Source organism: Planococcus sp. ANT_H30 (assembly GCF_008369335.1).
GTDB lineage: Bacteria > Bacillota > Bacilli > Bacillales_A > Planococcaceae > Planococcus > Planococcus kocurii.
On sequence record NZ_VOBJ01000003.1, the window covers coordinates 192,024 to 209,722 of the forward strand.

The 17,699-nt window shown below is 40.9% G+C and carries 16 protein-coding genes; 3 read left to right on the top strand and 13 right to left on the bottom strand.

Features of this window, described 5'->3' with window-relative positions:
- Positions 1-372: 372 nt before the first annotated feature.
- From FQ085_RS09385 to FQ085_RS09405, 5 genes are all read right to left on the bottom strand, one after another.
- Positions 373-1,653 (bottom strand): purine/pyrimidine permease, encoded by a 1,281-nt coding sequence (locus FQ085_RS09385; protein ID WP_058386544.1) that lies wholly within the window; start codon positions 1,651-1,653, stop codon positions 373-375.
- A gap of 85 nt (positions 1,654-1,738) precedes the next feature.
- Positions 1,739-2,008: a hypothetical protein gene (locus FQ085_RS09390; RefSeq protein WP_058386545.1), complete on the bottom strand. Its 270-nt coding sequence runs from the start codon at positions 2,006-2,008 to the stop codon at positions 1,739-1,741.
- Positions 2,009-2,174: 166 nt separating this feature from the next.
- A complete protein-coding gene (locus FQ085_RS09395) occupies positions 2,175-2,816 on the bottom strand; it encodes an NAD(P)-dependent oxidoreductase (RefSeq protein ID WP_058386546.1) in 642 nt (213 codons plus the stop codon).
- Positions 2,817-2,930: 114 nt separating this feature from the next.
- Complete coding sequence (locus tag FQ085_RS09400) at positions 2,931-3,953, bottom strand: LLM class flavin-dependent oxidoreductase (RefSeq protein ID WP_149456443.1); 1,023 nt, start codon at positions 3,951-3,953, stop codon at positions 2,931-2,933.
- A gap of 98 nt (positions 3,954-4,051) precedes the next feature.
- A complete protein-coding gene (locus FQ085_RS09405; RefSeq protein ID WP_058386548.1) occupies positions 4,052-4,786 on the bottom strand; it encodes an MBL fold metallo-hydrolase in 735 nt (244 codons plus the stop codon).
- Positions 4,787-4,908: 122 nt separating this feature from the next.
- On the opposite strand from FQ085_RS09405, the gene FQ085_RS09410 reads away from it, so the two are divergent.
- From FQ085_RS09410 to FQ085_RS09420, 3 genes are all read left to right on the top strand, one after another.
- Positions 4,909-5,238 (top strand): YflT domain-containing protein, encoded by a 330-nt coding sequence (locus tag FQ085_RS09410; RefSeq protein WP_058386549.1) that lies wholly within the window; start codon positions 4,909-4,911, stop codon positions 5,236-5,238.
- 227 nt (positions 5,239-5,465) lie between these two features.
- On the top strand, positions 5,466-6,521 hold the full coding sequence (locus FQ085_RS09415) for a YkvI family membrane protein (RefSeq protein WP_058386550.1): 1,056 nt from the start codon (positions 5,466-5,468) through the stop codon (positions 6,519-6,521).
- Between the two features lie 18 nt (positions 6,522-6,539).
- A complete protein-coding gene (locus FQ085_RS09420) occupies positions 6,540-6,839 on the top strand; it encodes a DUF3219 family protein (RefSeq protein ID WP_058386551.1) in 300 nt (99 codons plus the stop codon).
- A gap of 500 nt (positions 6,840-7,339) precedes the next feature.
- Here FQ085_RS09420 and FQ085_RS09425 read toward each other — a convergent pair whose 3' ends face one another.
- The 8 genes from FQ085_RS09425 to glgB all read right to left on the bottom strand — a co-directional run bounded on the left by FQ085_RS09425 (position 7,340) and on the right by glgB (position 17,509).
- Entirely contained in the window at positions 7,340-7,600 is a 261-nt protein-coding gene (locus FQ085_RS09425) for a DUF3006 domain-containing protein (protein ID WP_058386552.1), read from the bottom strand.
- Positions 7,601-7,604: 4 nt separating this feature from the next.
- Positions 7,605-8,735, bottom strand: coding sequence for an MBL fold metallo-hydrolase (locus FQ085_RS09430; protein WP_262499780.1), 1,131 nt, complete (start codon positions 8,733-8,735; stop codon positions 7,605-7,607).
- A gap of 92 nt (positions 8,736-8,827) precedes the next feature.
- Complete coding sequence (locus tag FQ085_RS09435) at positions 8,828-9,637, bottom strand: SDR family oxidoreductase (protein WP_149456444.1); 810 nt, start codon at positions 9,635-9,637, stop codon at positions 8,828-8,830.
- 19 nt (positions 9,638-9,656) lie between these two features.
- Positions 9,657-12,044 (bottom strand): glycogen/starch/alpha-glucan phosphorylase, encoded by a 2,388-nt coding sequence (locus tag FQ085_RS09440; protein WP_149456537.1) that lies wholly within the window; start codon positions 12,042-12,044, stop codon positions 9,657-9,659.
- A 15-nt stretch (positions 12,045-12,059) separates the two neighbouring features.
- Positions 12,060-13,487 carry a glycogen synthase GlgA gene (gene glgA / locus FQ085_RS09445; protein ID WP_149456445.1) on the bottom strand — a complete coding sequence of 476 codons (1,428 nt, stop codon included), beginning with the start codon at positions 13,485-13,487 and terminating at the stop codon, positions 12,060-12,062.
- On the bottom strand, positions 13,487-14,506 hold the full coding sequence (locus FQ085_RS09450; protein ID WP_149456446.1) for a GlgC family sugar phosphate nucleotidyltransferase: 1,020 nt from the start codon (positions 14,504-14,506) through the stop codon (positions 13,487-13,489). The genes glgA and FQ085_RS09450 overlap by 1 nt, the downstream gene beginning before the upstream one ends.
- Positions 14,503-15,651, bottom strand: a complete 1,149-nt coding sequence (locus tag FQ085_RS09455) for a glucose-1-phosphate adenylyltransferase (protein WP_071153423.1) — start codon at positions 15,649-15,651, stop codon at positions 14,503-14,505. The genes FQ085_RS09450 and FQ085_RS09455 overlap by 4 nt, the downstream gene beginning before the upstream one ends.
- Complete coding sequence (glgB, locus tag FQ085_RS09460; protein ID WP_149456447.1) at positions 15,641-17,509, bottom strand: 1,4-alpha-glucan branching protein GlgB; 1,869 nt, start codon at positions 17,507-17,509, stop codon at positions 15,641-15,643. Before glgB ends, FQ085_RS09455 begins: the two co-directional genes overlap by 11 nt.
- Between the last annotated feature and the right edge of the window lie 190 nt (positions 17,510-17,699).

Sequence of the window (17,699 nt, forward strand, 5' to 3'; positions counted from 1 at the left end):
CACAGCTGGGTTGGCTTATGTCCCTAGAATCTGGGCGCTGGAGTCTGGACATAGAAAAGCGCAAGCGCCCGTGTAGGTTCGACAAGCGCTGGAAGCTTGGGCAGTCATGGCGTTTTTCAGCCATTAGTGGCCAAGCTGAAGCGACTCGAGGGGCTGGGCGCTGGAGTCTGGACAATAAGAAAAGCGCAAGCGCCCGTGTAGCTCCGACAAGCGCTGGAAGCTTGGGCAGTCATGGCGTTTTTCAGCCATTAGTGGCCAAGCTGAAGCGACTCGAGGGGCTGGGCGCTGGAGTCTGGACACAAAAAAGCGCAAGCGCCCCAAAGTCTAAAAAAGAGCCTTACGCAAAGTAGCTGCGTAAGGCTCTTTCCATTTTCATTTTTTCTGCCACAATAATAGCTGCTCTACAGCAATGGCGATAATGGTACCGGTGATTAAACCATTTGATAACGTAGCTGCCACAACAGAAGGCAAGTTCGCCATGCTTTCAGTCGGTACAAACATGATGCCAACACCGCTCATCAGACCAAAAGCTACTACTTTATAAGCACGCTGTTTATTTGTTTCATATTCTAGTTCAATAAAGGCCATTTCCACCATTTTGGTGAATACTGCAAAAATGACAGCGTACGCTACCGGCGCTGGCAGCGAAGCAAGAATTGCCATGATATCCGGAAAAAAACTAATCAACACAACAATCACACCGCCAAAGATAAAAGGCTTTAGCGCTGGTGTTTTCGTGGCACTAACAAACCCAGCCGCTCCAGAAATAGGTACAGGTCCAATTGAAGAAAATAATCCAGCAATAATATGATTGATTCCTGATGCTACGGATGCTTGCTTAATACGATCGGGTACCTCAATTGAAAAAGAATTCTTCAAAACACTCTCCATCACACGAATTGATGCCATCATATTGGCAATCAGCAAAATCGTCAAAAACAAGGCTGTGACGAACATCCCACTATCCCAAATCAACGGTCCAAAAACTAACATTTCCGGCATGGAAATTAAGTCACTAGTGGTGTTTTCAGCTTCTGGCAATTTGCCAATCACCCAGAAAATCAACCAACCTGCAGCAATTGCAAACAAAACAGAATAACGGCTAACCCAAGCTGCTTTGTGATTCATAAAAAAGAAAGTCAATACGATGATCACAATACTGCCTATTAGTACGACCCCATCCACTGGGTCGCCTTCTGAAACGATTCCAAATAGGCCAGTCAAAATCGACTCACTAATTTGAAGCACCAACAATAATAAGTAAACAAAAGTAATGGTTGGTGTAAAGAGGACTTTCAGCTTATCAACTAAGCCTGTATAAGCAAACACAATAAACAAAACACCACTGTATAATAAGCCGCTTTGCAACGCTTGGAGAGATGCTTCCATAGTTGAATATAGTATTCCAACCAAACTCGCATAAACAATGAAAACTCCCCACCATAACCCGGCCGGTCCTTCATTAATTGGCACTCGGTGCCCGATAAACGCTTGTACTAAACAAGCAATTCCGAGTACGAATATAGTTCGTTGCACAAATAATGCCGCATCTGTCGTGTCCATACCGAAGATGCCGGTAATTGCGACTGGTGCTGCAATGGAAGAGGCGATCAGGAAAACCGCCCATTGCACTCCACCAAAAATATTTTTCATAATCAATTTCTCCACTTCTTGGCTGTTATCAATGATTACAGTATACACCTATTGAAACATAAAAAAAACGAAGTCCTGACAGTTGTCAGGACTTCGTTTTTTTATGTGCTGCTTTTTTTTCGTTCGCTATGCGTACCGCTTCTTGTGGATCTACGACATCTTGATCTGATTTTCCAGCGTCAAAACCATCTTTATATACTGCCGGATAACCTTGTTCTTCCAGTTGTTTCACTTGTTTACGAGAAGCTTTAACTAATAACCGAACAATCAGCACGGACAAAATAAATATAATAACGACAGAAATAATCCCAGGGATGTATTCCGATTTGTCTTCAGGAAAATATAAAAAATCCATTGTATTGATTCCCACCTTTAAACCTCAAGTTTCATCTTATTATACATGATTCATAAGGCTATTCTTTTACGGAACGTGAACATTTCATGGCAAGTTCTTTTGATCCTCCAAGAGTTTCATACTAATGAAAAAGCCGACTTCACGTGAAATCGACTTTTTCAGGCTATTAATGATTTTCAGAAACCACAGTAAATCGCTTGTTTTCATGTTCACCGCTTTCGATTTCATCAACTACGGCAATTGCATAGTCAGCATAGCTAATATAGCTTTTGCCTTTACGGTTAACAATAAACCCATCGTCGCCTTTTTGGTAACGACCTGTACGGCGTCCATCGGGATCGAAAAATGCCGCGGGACTTAAAAATGTCCACCGAACTCCCTCTGACGCTTCTAAATCGGCTAGATTCTGCGCTTGTCCTCTCGCGATTGATTTAAAAGCTTCAGGAAACTCAGGGGTTTCAACCAAGCGAGTTGTCCGCGCTTCATCAACGAACAAACTACCGGCGCCTCCCACTACGATCAAACGAGTTCCTTGAGTTTTTTTCAATGCTTCTATTAAAATTCTTCCAGCTTCAATGTGCTGCTTAGCCTTTTCGGGTGGAACACCAAATGCATTAACTACAACATCGAATGGCGACAAATCTGCTGCCGTTAAACTGAAGACGTCCTTTTCAATCACTGACACGTCTGGGTTTTCGACTTTCTGTGAATTTCTGACGATGGCTGTTACTTCGTGACGTCTTTTTAACGTTTCTTTTAAAATCAGATTGCCCGCTTTTCCTGTAGCTCCGATAATTCCTATTTTCATTTACCTCTCCTCCAGTCTCTATTCCCTATATAGAAAACAATAGAATCCGTTTGCACTGCTTTAGCAGATTTTTGTCAGACTCTTCAACGAGCTATTGAGTGGTTCACTGGAAATTTATACAGTAGCAACAGTAAAGCGATTTGCGGCTTGTTTGAGAATTTCAAACGAGCGTTTTCTTTTCTCCTGATCGTAGATATAAGAAACCGCAATTACTTCATCGATCTGCAAGTCGGCTACAAACGTTCCCAAACGCTCGCTTATCGTTTCTTCATCACCTTTGAACGTGTATTGCGACATTCCCCGCACCATCATTTCCTCGCGGTAACTCCATTGTCCGTCCATCGTATCAAGTGGCGGCTTCAATAAATTCTTACTACCTCTTACGACATTCAAATAAAATTGATCAGCAGACGTTGATAAAATTTCAGCTTCCTGATTGGAGTCAGCTCCGATAACGTTGACGCAAACCATCACATACGGTTCAGCCAAGTATTCAGAAGGTTGGAAGCCGTTGCGGTAAATTTGTAAGGCTTGTTCTAGTTGTTGCGGTGCAAAATGAGCTGCAAATACGTATGGCAGACCAAGACGTGCTGCAAGCTGTGCACTAGAAGTACTAGAACCTAAGATGTAAATCGGTACTCCCGTTCCTACGCCTGGATGCGCCCGGACAGGACCTTGTTCTTCAAGAGAGTTTAAATAGCTTTGCAATTCGACAACATCTTGCGGAAAAGCAAATGCCGTTTCTTGCGTCGTTCTGCGGAGCGCATGCGCCGTCTGCATGTCTGTACCTGGTGCTCTGCCAAGACCGAGGTTTAAACGGCCTGGATGCATCGTTTCTAAAGTTCCAAATTGCTCTGCGACAACCAATGGCGTATGGTTAGGTAGCATAATGCCACCCGAACCTACTTGAATAGATTCGGTGTTTTCAAGCACTTTAGAAATCAATATTGCTGTAGCAGAACTTGCTAGTGTAGCTGTATTGTGGTGCTCAGAAAGCCAGAATCTACTGTATCCTAGTTTTTCTACGTACTGGGCAATCGTGACCATTTCATCTAATGCATCTTTTGTCGTTCCGCCTTCACGAACTGGAACTAAATCCAGAACGGAAATTGGAACCGAATCTATAGGTTGTGTCATCGTCAAACTTCCTTTCAGCTTTCGTATGCTTTAAGGATAAAAGTAAACTAGCTAGCACACAAACTATCTGCCTGCTGCTAGCTTATGTCAGCTGAGAGTCAAATCATATATTTTTTGCCGATCTTTGCAAACTCAACTTCGCCAGTATAGCTAGACTTAGCCGCTTGCAAAATCTCGGCTAAGTCTCCGTATTGAGGTAAGTGTGTTAGTAGCAGTTGCTTAACCCCTGCCTGTTCCGCCAACTCTCCTGCTTGTTTGCCACTCAAATGTCCTTGAATGATACCGACGTATTTCTCATAGAGATTCGATTCAGCAACTAACAGATCAGCTTCTCGAGCAAAATCCAGTAACTCATGCTTCCAGCCGGTATCTGCAGTAAATACAGCTGTCCGACCGTTTGCAGTGAATTTTATAGCTAGGCAATAAACAGGGTGAACTGTTTCACAAAATGACACTTGCCACGGTCCGAGTTCCATTGTTTCCGAAGCTTGTATCGCACGCCCTTCTGTCACCCCTTTATAGGAAAGCTTGCTAAATTCTTCTGAATCTTTGTCATGTGCATAAATTAACAAAGGCGTTTGCCATTCCTTTAACTGCATACCTACCATAGCCGCATGTTGAAGTACACCAATATCGGCAATGTGATCTGGGTGATAATGGCTAATAATTACAGCATTCAACTCACGTAACTCTGTGTAATTCTGTACGGCTGCTATTACTCCACTGCCGCAATCAACCAAACAGCGAAACCCCTCTTGTTCAATCAAAAATGCCGAAGTCGCTTCATTTTTATTGGGGTAGCCTCCCCAAATTCCAATCGGTATGATCTTCAAAAAATCACTCCCTAGCTTCAATTTCTTTCAGTATAACTGATTTGTCACACATCCTTTTGTTTAACCCCTCTTGCATCGTGGTATATATACTACTAAGTTAGAAATTATTTGGAGGGATTACATTGACAGTAAAAATGACAGTCGAAAACGCACTTCAAGCCAAATCAGAAATCGAAAAACTAGAAGCACAGGGATACACACATGAAGATATTTACATCTTTGCGCATGATAAAAAGCGTGGCAAGGACATCTCGAAAGCACTAGACACTGAAGAAGTCGGCATGAAAGAACAAGGCTTCCTCGACAGCATGAAAAACATGACAATTTCACGAGGCGACGAGCTTCGCGCGAAGATGGCTGCTGCTGGATTATCTGATCAAGAAGCAGAACAGTATGAAGAAGAGCTTGATAAAGGGAAATTGGTTATTATTGCAAATAAAGACGTAAAGTAATTCACTAGTAAAGCATTGCCGGTCGAATCGGCAATGCTTTTTTATGTACCAATTCAACATGTCCACTGATTTTTCCCTCCTATTTAAGTGTTACTAATATAGAGTTAGCCAGCGCTTTACCTCTCTTTTTTATTGTATCGGCTTTATTTTTTTGCTATATTTAGATAAGGATTTTCTAATTTTTAAAAAACTTACATCCGTAGCAATCAGCATCAAGGGGGAACAACATGAAAAGTTTAAAAATGGGAAGTGCCTTTGTCGGCATTATTGTCGGTGCCGGATTCGCTTCTGGCCAAGAAATTCTTCAGTATTTTACTAGCTTTGGCTATATGGGAACTATTGCAGCAATCTTAGCAACTGCTTTATTTGCATATTTAGGAATGAGTTTAACTCGACTGGGAAGTCGTATGAAAACAACATCACATAAAGAAGCTATTTTTGGGATTAGCGGAAAAATAATTGGTACGATTGTTGATTACATCATCATTCTGACTCTTTTTGGAGTGGGTGTCGTGATGATTGCCGGAGCAGGCTCTATTTTCTCTCAGCAATTCAATTTGCCAGCTCCACTTGGTAGTACAGTCATGGCGATTCTAGTCGTCTTGACCATCATGCTGAATGTTAAAAAAGTCATTGCTATCATTGGTAGTATTACACCATTTTTAATTATTGCCGTTGTAGTTTTAGCGGTCTATAGTTTACTGACGATGGATGCCACATTTGCATCATTAAACCCCATCGCTAATGATCAAGCTTCTGTTCTACCCAACTGGTTCCTGTCCGCTATAAATTACGTATCATTTAATATAGCTGTCGGTGCTTCAATGGCCATTGTCATGGGTGGTACTGAAAAAGACGAAAAAGTCGCAGCACGTGGGGGACTCATCGGCGGACTTATTTTAGGTGGTCTAATTATTTTGAGCCATTTGGCGATTTTCTCCAAAGTGGATGTTGTCGGTAGCGCAGAAATGCCTTTACTGCAAATAGCTGATGATTTATCACCAATTCTTGGAGTCTTCATGTCATTCATTCTTTTTGGCATGATCTACAACACCGCTGTCAGCATGCTGTTTTCATTCTCAGCGCGCTTTGTTGAAATGGGTACGATGAAATCTCGCATGTTCATCATTGCTGTCGGGCTTGTCGCTTATGTATTGAGCTTTGTTGGTTTCACGAAACTTGTTAGTCTGTTTTATCCGACCATCGGTTTTCTCGGTTTGTTCCTTGTTATCGCTTTGATTGTTGCAGACATTCGACAACCGCATAAAACAAAACTTCAATAACTAGAGGTGAAGCGAGTAATGAAAACGATTATTTGGATCAACGATACTAAACTAGAAGCTCTTCATTTCAAAGCAGAATTAATGGAGGATTCGAATGTTCACTCAAACAAACGAAAAATTTCTTTTGACTTCAAGGTAACAAGTGAAGACTATCATGACATTGCAATATTGTTATATCAACTGAATTTGCGAATCCGTATTCCAGCTCAAGAATTGGATTTCAATGCATCGATTATCGATTACTCAACATCGATTACCGATTTGTACAAACCCAATCAAGTAGCCGATTACCATTTAGAACTGCTGGAACAAGATTAGATAGCTTAAGTAGAAAACCGTTATAACTTATATACAAGTACAAAGAGGAGCTTGTCCGATAAGCCTCTAACATAAAACAGACGGAGAAAAAGCGTTTCTTTTTCTCCGTCTGTTTTTTTGAATTGCCGCCGAAAATGCAGATAGTAGCTGATGGATACCAGCTACTTCCAAAAAATTGTGAGCCCGTGCGACAATCCTAAAATCGGTGTGTACTTTTTCGAGTTCCTGAAAGTATAATTTTAGGAAGGACCGATTGCGCTTGACACGACCAAGCACATTTTTTCCATCAATTTTGCGTCTTCTTACAGAAATGAGTGGTTTTCGTCTCTTTTTCTAGAGTCAAAATGGCTGATGGTAATGAAGGACGACGAAAGGCAAAGATATGCTTCTGTAAGATTTGCTAGCTTCGTCGCAATGGACATCAGCTTGTTCTTTAGCAGACAAAAGGGGCTGCACCGAAAAAGCCATTGTTTACGACCTTTTAAGACATCCCCTTCTTTTTACTTTCTTTTGAAACGGCTTCCTTTTTTTCTCATTCTCAATCGATCCATCAGCTCTTCTGTTTGTTGATTTTTGATAAGAGAGGTTTCTTCATCCAGAATGATAGAAAGTTGTCTGTTTTCTGCATCAATCGTGAACCAAGAATTAATATGGCTTCCGGCAGGCAAACAATCGAAAGGCAAGATCAATTCAAGTTTTTCTGCTTCTACTAAGATGACCGCATATCTACCGTCTTCAATACGGTCCAAAATTCCTTTCATCGCATTACCCTCCTATGCAAGCCAGGCCCTGTTCTTGAATAACCTCCAGCGTCCCTTGCCCAATTCCTTTAATATCAATTAATTCTTCCACGCTTTCAAACGGTCGTTGCTCGATAATTGCCTTTGCATAAGCATCGCCAATTCCCGATATCTCCTGCAATTCCGCTGAAGAAGCAATATTCAAATCGATACACCGATTTTCTCCTTCAGTGGGAACGCCTTTCTTCTGCGTTTTCACACGATAGGATTTACCGTCTGTTTCCACCACAATCGTGCCGTTGACATCTGTCCCGTAGACTTCTGCTCCCGCATTTTCTACAGCTGCAATTACTTCTGCATGCGGATGTCCATAAGAGTTATCGGCTCCTGCACTATAAATTGCAACGTCAGGATTAACTGCCTTCAAAAAAGCCGCACTGGTTGATGTATTGGAACCGTGGTGTCCTAAACGCAAAATTTCCGCATTTAACTCGATACCACTGTCAATCATTTGTTGTTCTTCTGTAATGCCCGCATCTCCTGTAAAAACAAAATCGACATCCCCATAGGTGATTCTTAATGAAATGGATTCCTCGTTTGCTGCACCGGTAAGTTCTTTTGGATGTAGCACTTCAATTTGCAAAGAGCCCACATCAAAAATGTCACCTGTTTTCGGCTCATCATACGCTGTATCACTCGCTTCAATAGCTTGCAGCGCATTTGTAAATGTATTAGAGCTACTCGTATTACCGGACATCCACACTTCTCCAACCTCAAATTCTCCGATTACTTGTGCCAGTTGACCAATATGATCGGCATCCGGATGAGTACCCACCACAATATCAATTTCTTTGATGCCTTGCTGCTTCAAGTAATCTACTACTTGGGTTGATTTCCAATGGCCCGCGTCAATCAACATCAAAAACCCTTCAAATTCTACTAGTGTGGCATCGCCTTGGCCAACATCTATATAATGTACACTCAAGGTTTCTGCAACATCTTCGTTTAGGACAGGCTGTTCTACTTTATCTTTATCGTTCTCTTGCTGCTCCTCATTATTCACTGCTTCGTCTTTTGGTTGCTCAGCTGCTTTGTTGCAAGCTGACAGCAACAGTAACATTAAAATCACTAGGAAGGACACTACTTTTTTTTTCAAAAACTCACTCCTGTTCTCCACTAAATTTTAGCATATGAAAACAGAAATGAAAAAGCAGGACAAGAAACGTCTCTTGCCCTGCTTTCTTCTATTTACGTAGACATATAGTCGCCACCATTCATATGCAAAAATTGACCTGTCATATATGAATTTTGCGGATCTGCCAAAAAAACATAGGCCTTCACCAATTCGTACGGCTGCCCTGGACGTCCAGCTGGAACATCTTCACCAAAATCATCAGCGACATTTGGATTTAAATCACCGAAAGTTTTTGTAATTAGCGGTGTCCAGATGGGCCCTGGTGCGATGCCATTCACTGCAATTTCTTCGCGCACTAACCGTCTTGCCAGCGACCGCGTCATCGCAACCATCGCGCCATTTGCTCCCGCATAATCAATCAAATCCGAATGTCCCCGGTAAGCGTTGATGGATGCGGTATTGATAATTCGTGAACCTCTTTTTAAATGCGGAAGCGCCGCTCTCGTCAAATAAAACATAGCAAAGGCTTTGATTTCAAAAGTTTTAAGTAGTTGTTCATCTGTAATATCAAGTGGTGAAGTTTGAGGATATTGGTAACCTGCGTTATTGACCACTATATCCACTTGGCCAAATTCCGCTAAAGTAAACTGGACCAACTCATCACAATTCGCTGATTTCCCTAAATCACCGCTTAACGCTTTCACTTTGCCCCCATAATTTTCAATTAATGTGATGGTTTTTTGAGCACCTTCATCGTCTCCTAGATAACCGATAACCACCTTAGCGCCTTCCTTGGCGTAAGCGATTGCTACTGCTTGACCGATACCACTACTGCCACCTGTAACAATTGCAACTTTTCCAACGAGTGCTCCACTGGCCTTATAGTCTTTTAAATCAGTGTTATCAAAATGATGATCTGCCATATTTCCACCCTTTCACCGACTAATATACGCTGGGGATTTTTGTTAAATGCCAAACATCATTCGAATATTGCTGAATGGTACGGTCGCTTGAGAAAATACCGGAAGCAGCGATATTTTTGACGCACATTTCAGCCCATTTTACTGGATTCGCATAAGCTGCCAAAATTCGTTCATGTGCATTTGAGTAGCTGTGAATGTCTTTCAAAACAAAATAAGGGTCCCTATCTTCTAACAGCTGCCCCACAATAAAGTCAACATTCTCTTTTCCTTCTGTCCATTCTCCATCAACCAACTGCTTCATCATTTTTTTAATTTCAGGATCTGAATTGATTATTTCTTTCGGATCATAGGATTGTTCTTTTTCATACTGCATAACCTCTTCAGCACGCATCCCGAAGACAAACGCATTTTCTTGACCAGCTTGCTCGAATATTTCGACGTTCGCACCGTCCAAGGTACCAATCGTCAATGCCCCATTCATCATCAACTTCATATTGCCCGTACCGGAAGCTTCTTTAGAAGCGGTAGATATTTGCTCGCTCACATCAGCTGCTGGAATTAAGTATTCAGCTTGCGTGACATTGTAATTTTCGACAAAGACAATGTGCAGGTGTTTTCTTAGCAGTGGATCATTATTCACTTTCACTGCCACCGTATTAATCATTTTAATTACTTGTTTGGCAAAATGATAACTCGGCGCCGCCTTTCCTCCAAAAAAGAAAGTTCGTGGATGTGGCTGGTACGTTGAATCTTGTTTAATTCGATCGCAAAGCATTTGAATATGCATGATGTTCATTAGCTGTCGCTTATAGCCATGAACACGTTTAATGTGGATATCAAAAATAGAAGCTGGATCTACAATTATATTTTCATTTCGTTGAAGATGATAAAGTAATTGTTCTTTTTTCAAGGTTTTAATCGCTTGAAAATCTTGAAGAAAGGAATGATTTTGAGCAAAATAATGCAATTCGTTTAAACGTTCAGGCTCTTCAATCCACCGAGGTCCAATTGTTTCAGTAATTAGTCCAGATAACTCTTGGTTGGCTTTAACGAGCCACCTTCGATGTGCGATGCCATTGGTTTTATTGTGAAACTTGTTCGGAAACTGTTCGTTCAGTTCTTTCATTTCTCGTTTTTTCAAAATTTCTGTGTGCAGTTTGGCCACACCATTTACTTTATAGCTTCCTACTACTGCTAATACGGCCATTTTAATCACACCATTTTCAATAATTGACAGCTTTCGAAATGTTTCTTCGTCTATAGTTTGTGTCTCTAGACTTTCTTTGAAACGCTTGTCGATTTCTTCGATAATCGTATAGACTCTTGGCAGTAAAGATTGAATCAGCCGACTGTCCCATTTTTCCATCGCTTCTTCCAAAATCGTATGATTTGTATAGGAAATAGTGCGCGTCGTAATATCCCAAGCTTGTTCCCAAGTGAGGTGATGATCATCAATCAATAAGCGCATCAATTCTGGAACGGCCAAAGCTGGATGTGTATCATTGATTTGAATGGCGACATTTTCTGGAAGTTTCTCCATAGAAAAGCTGCGATTGTTCAAGATATCTTGGAGTGATGCACTACAGAGAAAGTATTGTTGCTTCAAACGGAGGATTTTGCCAGATTCTAGAGAATCATCAGGATAAAGTCGGTCGGTGATCTTGGCGGTTTCTTGTTCATAAACCAAGTAATCTTTATCTCCGGGAAACGGGAGATTTGAAACTTCTGCCTGCCACAACCGAAGTGTATTAACTGTCCCCCCATTTGCTCCGACAATCGGCATATCATAAGGTACTGCTTTGACCCATTCCGAATTTTCTACCTTCATCTTTAGTCCGTCTATCCCCATGACTAATTGAACGTCTCCATAATAAGGAATGTCTATTGCTAGGTCTTCACGACGAGCATCTGCGTTGTGCTCTTCTTGTATCCATTCCGTAGGTTGTTCTGTCTGATAGCCATTGACGAAATGCTGAGTGAATAGCCCCCCTTTATAGCGCAGCCCATAGCCATGTCCCGGTAATTGAAGAGAAGCCAGCGAATCCATAAAACAAGCTGCCAATCTTCCTAACCCGCCATTACCAAGACCCGGCTCTACTTCAAGTTCTTCTACTTCAGAAAGTTGAAAGCCCAGTTCATCAAGACCTTCTTTAACGATGTGGTAAGCATTTATATTCATAAGGTTTTGTCCTAAAACACGACCAATCAGAAATTCGATAGAGAAATAGTACAATTGTTTTTCATCATTTTCTTTATACAGCCCGTTTGTTCGATCCCAACTCTCTTTGATCCACTCACAAGTCATTTCCCACAGTATCTCATAAGCTAGCTCCGTCGTTTTTCTCATATCTTTAGATTCGATTCGTGTGATAAAGCTTTTTTTGAACTCTTCTTTAGAAGAAAACATCATTGGCACGCCCCTTTAGATTAGCTTTTCATAAAGTTTGGCGTATTCTGTCGCAGAACGCGACCATGAATAATTGCCTTCCATGCCATTTTTCTTGATTGTTTCCCAATGCTTAGGCTGTCGGTAAAAATCTAAACATCGTTGGAGGGCAAGATCAAAGGGCTTGTCCTGTGAAAAATCGCTCAAGAATCCATTACCGGTCTTTAAATTTTCATCGTATTCAATGACTGTGTCTTTCAATCCGCCTGTTCTATTGGCTACAGGGACTGTTCCGTATTGCATTGAGATCAATTGACTCAAACCACAAGGCTCGAAATGAGAAGGCATGAGGAAAATATCCGCTCCTGCGTATAGTAGATGTGCAAAGGCCTCATCAAAGCCAATATGAATATAAACCTTATCTGGAAAATCAGCTGCTAACTTCTGGAAAAACTGCTCGTACTTTTCCTCTCCTGAACCCAATAAAGCAAACTGAACATCTTCTTTTTCCAACAAATTAGGCAATACTTCTTGCAAGACGTCAACTCCCTTTTGTCCTGCTAGCCTCGAAATCATTGTTAGTAACGGAACATCTCCACGTTCAGGAAGACCTGCCTTTGATTGGATTTCACGCTTATTGACTTGCTTTCCTTCCATGCTCATTGCATCAAATTCCCGTACGATGGCAAGATCCGTCGCTGGATTATAGACTTCTGTATCAATGCCATTTAAAATACCGACTAAATCTTGTTGCTTTTCTTGTAGAAGACTATTTAGTTTCTCTCCATAGAAATCTGTCAAAATTTCGTCTCGATAAGTCGGACTCACAGTCGTTATTTTATCCACGTAGGAAATGCCTGTTTTTAAAGAGTTGAAGCCACCGCGCCATTCTACAATTCCCTCGTCATAGTAACGCTCATCCATTTCAAAATTCTCCAGAAACTTTTCTTTTGAAAATTTACCTTGAAATTGCAGGTTGTGAATGGTCAAAACGGTCTTAATTGCTTGAATCGAAGCATATCGCTGATCCTCCTTTAGGAGGAACGGGATCATAGCCGTATGCCAGTCGTGCACATGAATTACATCTGCTTGCTGCTCTTGAAGTTGGACAATTTCTAGCACGGATCGGTTGAAAAAAGCGTATCGTTCAGAGTCATCTTTTTGTCCGTAAATTTGTTCTCTTTTAAAATAATCATCATTTTCTACAAACAAGTAGGTTACTCCGGCTTGTTTGTATTCAAAAAGTCTAAAAGGAAGTTGGCGTCCTTTAAAATGCACTTCGATAGATTCTTTCAAGATAAATTTCGATGCGTACTGTTCTGAGATCAAGCTATATTTTGGTATAATGACCGTAATATCATGGCCTAATCTGCTAAGTTCTTTCGGTAAGGCTCCGATTACATCTGCTAATCCTCCAGCTTTTGCAAAAGGTGCACATTCTGCTGCTGCCATAATGACTTTCATCATAAATCCTCCTTCGTGACGATTGCTCCTTTACGTAAAACAATCGGCTGTTCTGCAGTTCCACGTAAAACGACTCCTTCACCGATATGAACTTCTTTGTCTGCAATTACATACGACAAATCACAATTTTCTTCGATTACACATTTCTGCATAATCACGCATTTTTCTAATTGTGTATTTTTCTTAATGCAAACTCCCCGACTAATGATACTATCCATCACACTCCCCATAATGGTGCCGCCATTGGCTACCAAAGCTCGCTTAACATGGGCCCCGTGGATATAGCGCGTTGGAGGCTCATCTTTGACTTTTGTATAAATTGGACGATCTGGTAGGAATAACTGCTTCCTATTTTCTTCATCTAACAAAGCCAACGACGCTTGGAAATAACTTTGAATCGAATCAATAATTGCAAAATATCCGCTGTATTCATAGTCATTAAACGTATAAGGACTTTTCTTTAAATTGACGACATCTTCGACACTTACTACTTTTTTATCACGGTGCGTTTGAATCAGTTCAATTAACAACTCTTTAGACAGAATATAGGTTTTCAAAGAAACTCCGCTACTAACCGCTTCTGTAAAATCAGCACCTGATTTGATATGCTGCTTCAGCATGTCTTTAAAGTCTAATTGAGTAACAACAAAGCTATTAATGACGACAACGTAAGGTTGAATACTTTTTGTAAAAAATTGCATATGCTCTTCTAATGCTGCAAATGGGCCAACGGTTGATAATCCACCATTTCGCTGCGTAACCGGCAGAAAAAACAAGCCGTTTTTTCTTCGGTCTAAGTCCCAACTTTTCCCTCCACCAATATGATCTAGCAGAGAAGAAAAGGGATTCGATGGAAATACGCCAACCGTATTGACTCCCGAATTGACGAGATTCGATAATGGAAAATCAATTAATCGGTAACGCCCCGCAAAGGGTACTGAAGAAACAGTTCGTTGCATCGTCAAATCTTGTAATCCTTCTTTATTAACAGAGGCGTCTACTACAGCGAGTAAGTTCATTTTCCCTCACGCTCCTTCCATTCATCCAATTGCTCTTGAATCAGAAGAACCACTTCATCCTGCTGATCATGGATTTCAAATCCTTCCGGCACCTCTAAATTCGGCGGTACAATTACCCGATGAAGCTTGGCACCTTTTTTTATCGTGGAGCCACTCATGATGACACTTTCAGAAACGGCAGCTCCTTCTTCAATCGTTACCTTCTGAAAAACAACCGACTTTGAAACGTCTCCAGAAATTACGCAGCCTTCGTTAACCATAGAGCTTTGAACATTACCTGTTTTATTAATCACCTGTGGTGGTAATTGTGGATTTGAAGAAAAAATACGCCAAGCAGAGTCATGAAGATTTAAGCCAGAGTTCAAATCAAGCAAGTCCATATTGGCTTCCCATAGACTTTCAACCGTTCCGACGTCTTTCCAGTATCCTTTAAATGGATAAGCAATCATTTTTTCGCCTTTTTCTAGCATAGCCGGTAGGATATCCATACCAAAATCATGAGAAGACTCTTTATTTAAATTGTCTATTTCTAAATATTCTTTTAGCTTTTTCCATTTAAATACATAGACACCCATAGAAGCTAAATTACTTTTTGGATTTTCTGGTTTTTCATCAAATTCTTTAATGATCATGCTGTCATCGACGTTAATAACACCAAACCTGCTTGCTTCTTCCCACGGAACTTCTAGCACCGAAATGGTGACATCTGCTTCATGTTCTTTGTGATAGTCGATTAGTACTTCGTAATCCATTTTATAAATATGATCTCCTGATAGAATCAAAACATACTCGGGATCACATGATGTAAGGTAATTGATATTTTGATAAATGGCACTGGCTGTACCTGCATACCATTTAACCCCTTCTATTTCGGTATAAGGTGGTAGCATCGTGACTCCCCCGTGACGTCGATCTAAATCCCACGGAGTTCCCAGTCCGATATATTCATGAAGGACATGCGGCTGGTATTGTGTCAGCACGCCAACGGTATTGATTCCTGAATTGGTGCAATTGGACAACGGGAAATCGATGATTCGGTATTTTCCGCCAAACGGCAATGCGGGTTTTGCTATTGTATACGTTAATGATTTTAATCTGCTCCCTTGTCCGCCGGCTAACAACATTGCAACGACTTTATCGTTCATGTTGATTCCCTCCCATTCTCTTTAGTTTCCAGATAATCAATGTAAATGCTGGCAAATCGATTGAAATGGCATACATCAAGCCCTCACCTGCATGATTTGTCGCACCAACCGCTATTTCTGAAGGTTTGCTTTCTGACGTAAAAATTTTTTCATAGGTATTGTTTTCAGGAACCTCCAATTCAAAATCCGTATAATGTTGGTCTGAAAAATTACACACCACAATACACTCATCCTGCGGCAAATGGCCCCTACGAATAAAGGCAGCTACACTTTGTTGGTGGTTGTCCGCATCGATCCAAGTAAAACCGTCCGGATGATCATCTAATTCAAAAAAAGCTTTTTCAGTTTTATAAAAAGACAGTAATTCTTTTGTAAAATTAGCCATTTTTTTATGTTCTTCGGTTCCCAAGGAATGCCAATCCAATTCTGATGTGAAATTCCATTCTTCAAAATGACCAAACTCTTGACCCATGAAAAGCAATTTTTTCCCTGGGTGAGCAATCCAAAAACTGAGGAGTAGTCTGAGTTGAGCAAAACGATCACTCAAGGTCCCTGGAAGTTTGTTCAGCAAAGAACCTTGGCCATTTACTACTTCATCGTGGGAAAGTGCAAGAAGATAACGCTCTTCATACTGATACACGAGAGAGAAGTTCATTTTTTTATGCACCTCAGAACGCTTTGATGGCTGAGTTTCCATATAATCCAGCGTGTCACGCATCCAGCCAAAATTCCATTTATAATGAAAGCCGACTCCTCCTTCTGCTGTATCGTGTGTCACTTTTGGATAGTTCCACGCGTCTTCTGCAATTAACAAAACTTCTGGATGATGCTCTTTTAAACTGTTTGTCAACTTCTTTAGAAAAGCCGCACCTTCTTCGTTAGGTATAGCCTCTTCACGGTTTGGTACAAATAGCAAACAAATTAGAGCGTCCATACGAAAACCATCAAACTTAAATTCGCTTAGCCAATAGTGACTGCTCGATAGTAAAAAGCTAGCGACTTCTCCCTTTCGAATATCGAAATTCAACGTTCCCCAGTCTGGGTTGGCACGCCGGTCCTCCTGCTCGTATTCATATAAATAGCCACCGTTAAAGTTTGCCAGTGCATGTTCATCGACGCAGAAATGACCCGGTACCCAATCTAAAATTAAGCCAACTTTTTTTTCTGCGCATTTAGCAATAAAATACTTCAAATCATCAGCAGTTCCGTATCGGCTCGTTGGCGCAAAATAACCAGTCGTCTGATAGCCCCAAGATTCATCTAACGGATGTTCTGTGATGGGCAGAATTTCTATATGCGTAAAACCCATCTCCAAAACATATGGAATCAACTCATCTGCCAATTCACGATAATTTAAAAAACCCCCTTGTGCATTACGTTTCCATGTCCCAATATGCAATTCGTAAATTGCTATCGGTTTTTCACCGTGCTTATTGTTTAAAACTTTCTTTTGATGCAATACAGTTTTTGACCAAGTGTGTTTAGAAGAAGCTGCTACTATAGATTTGGTTTCTGGTCTCATTTCGCTCATTTGAGCGTACGGATCAGATTTCCTTACTACTTCTCCAGTTAGTGTTTCAAAGATATACTCATAAGCGTATCCAGTTAATCTCCGGGGAATTCTTACTTGCCAAATGGTTTCATCAAGAACGTGCTGTTCCATTTGAAAAAATTCTTCCACGAGACTTTCAGGATGTGTACAGGCTACCGCTACTTTAGTCACACCTGGAACCCATAGAGTAAATGTTGTTTCATTTGTAGCGGTATGCGCTCCAAAATAAAGATAAGCGTCTTTCATCAGACCTGCATGGAAAGCTTCCAACTTGTCTGGAGTAAGATGGCTTTGAAGATCATTCATTTTTGCACCTCCAATAGTTCAATGGTTCCATGTCTCTTTTTAATTCTACGTAAGACTCTTAAATACCTTGTCAAGATACAAAATTATTCAAAAATTTAGATAAATATAGGAATTCAGAAGGATATCTGTTCGAAATGTTTACACATTTCTTTTCCTTTGTGCCCTTGTTTGACAGCATAATTTCCACTAC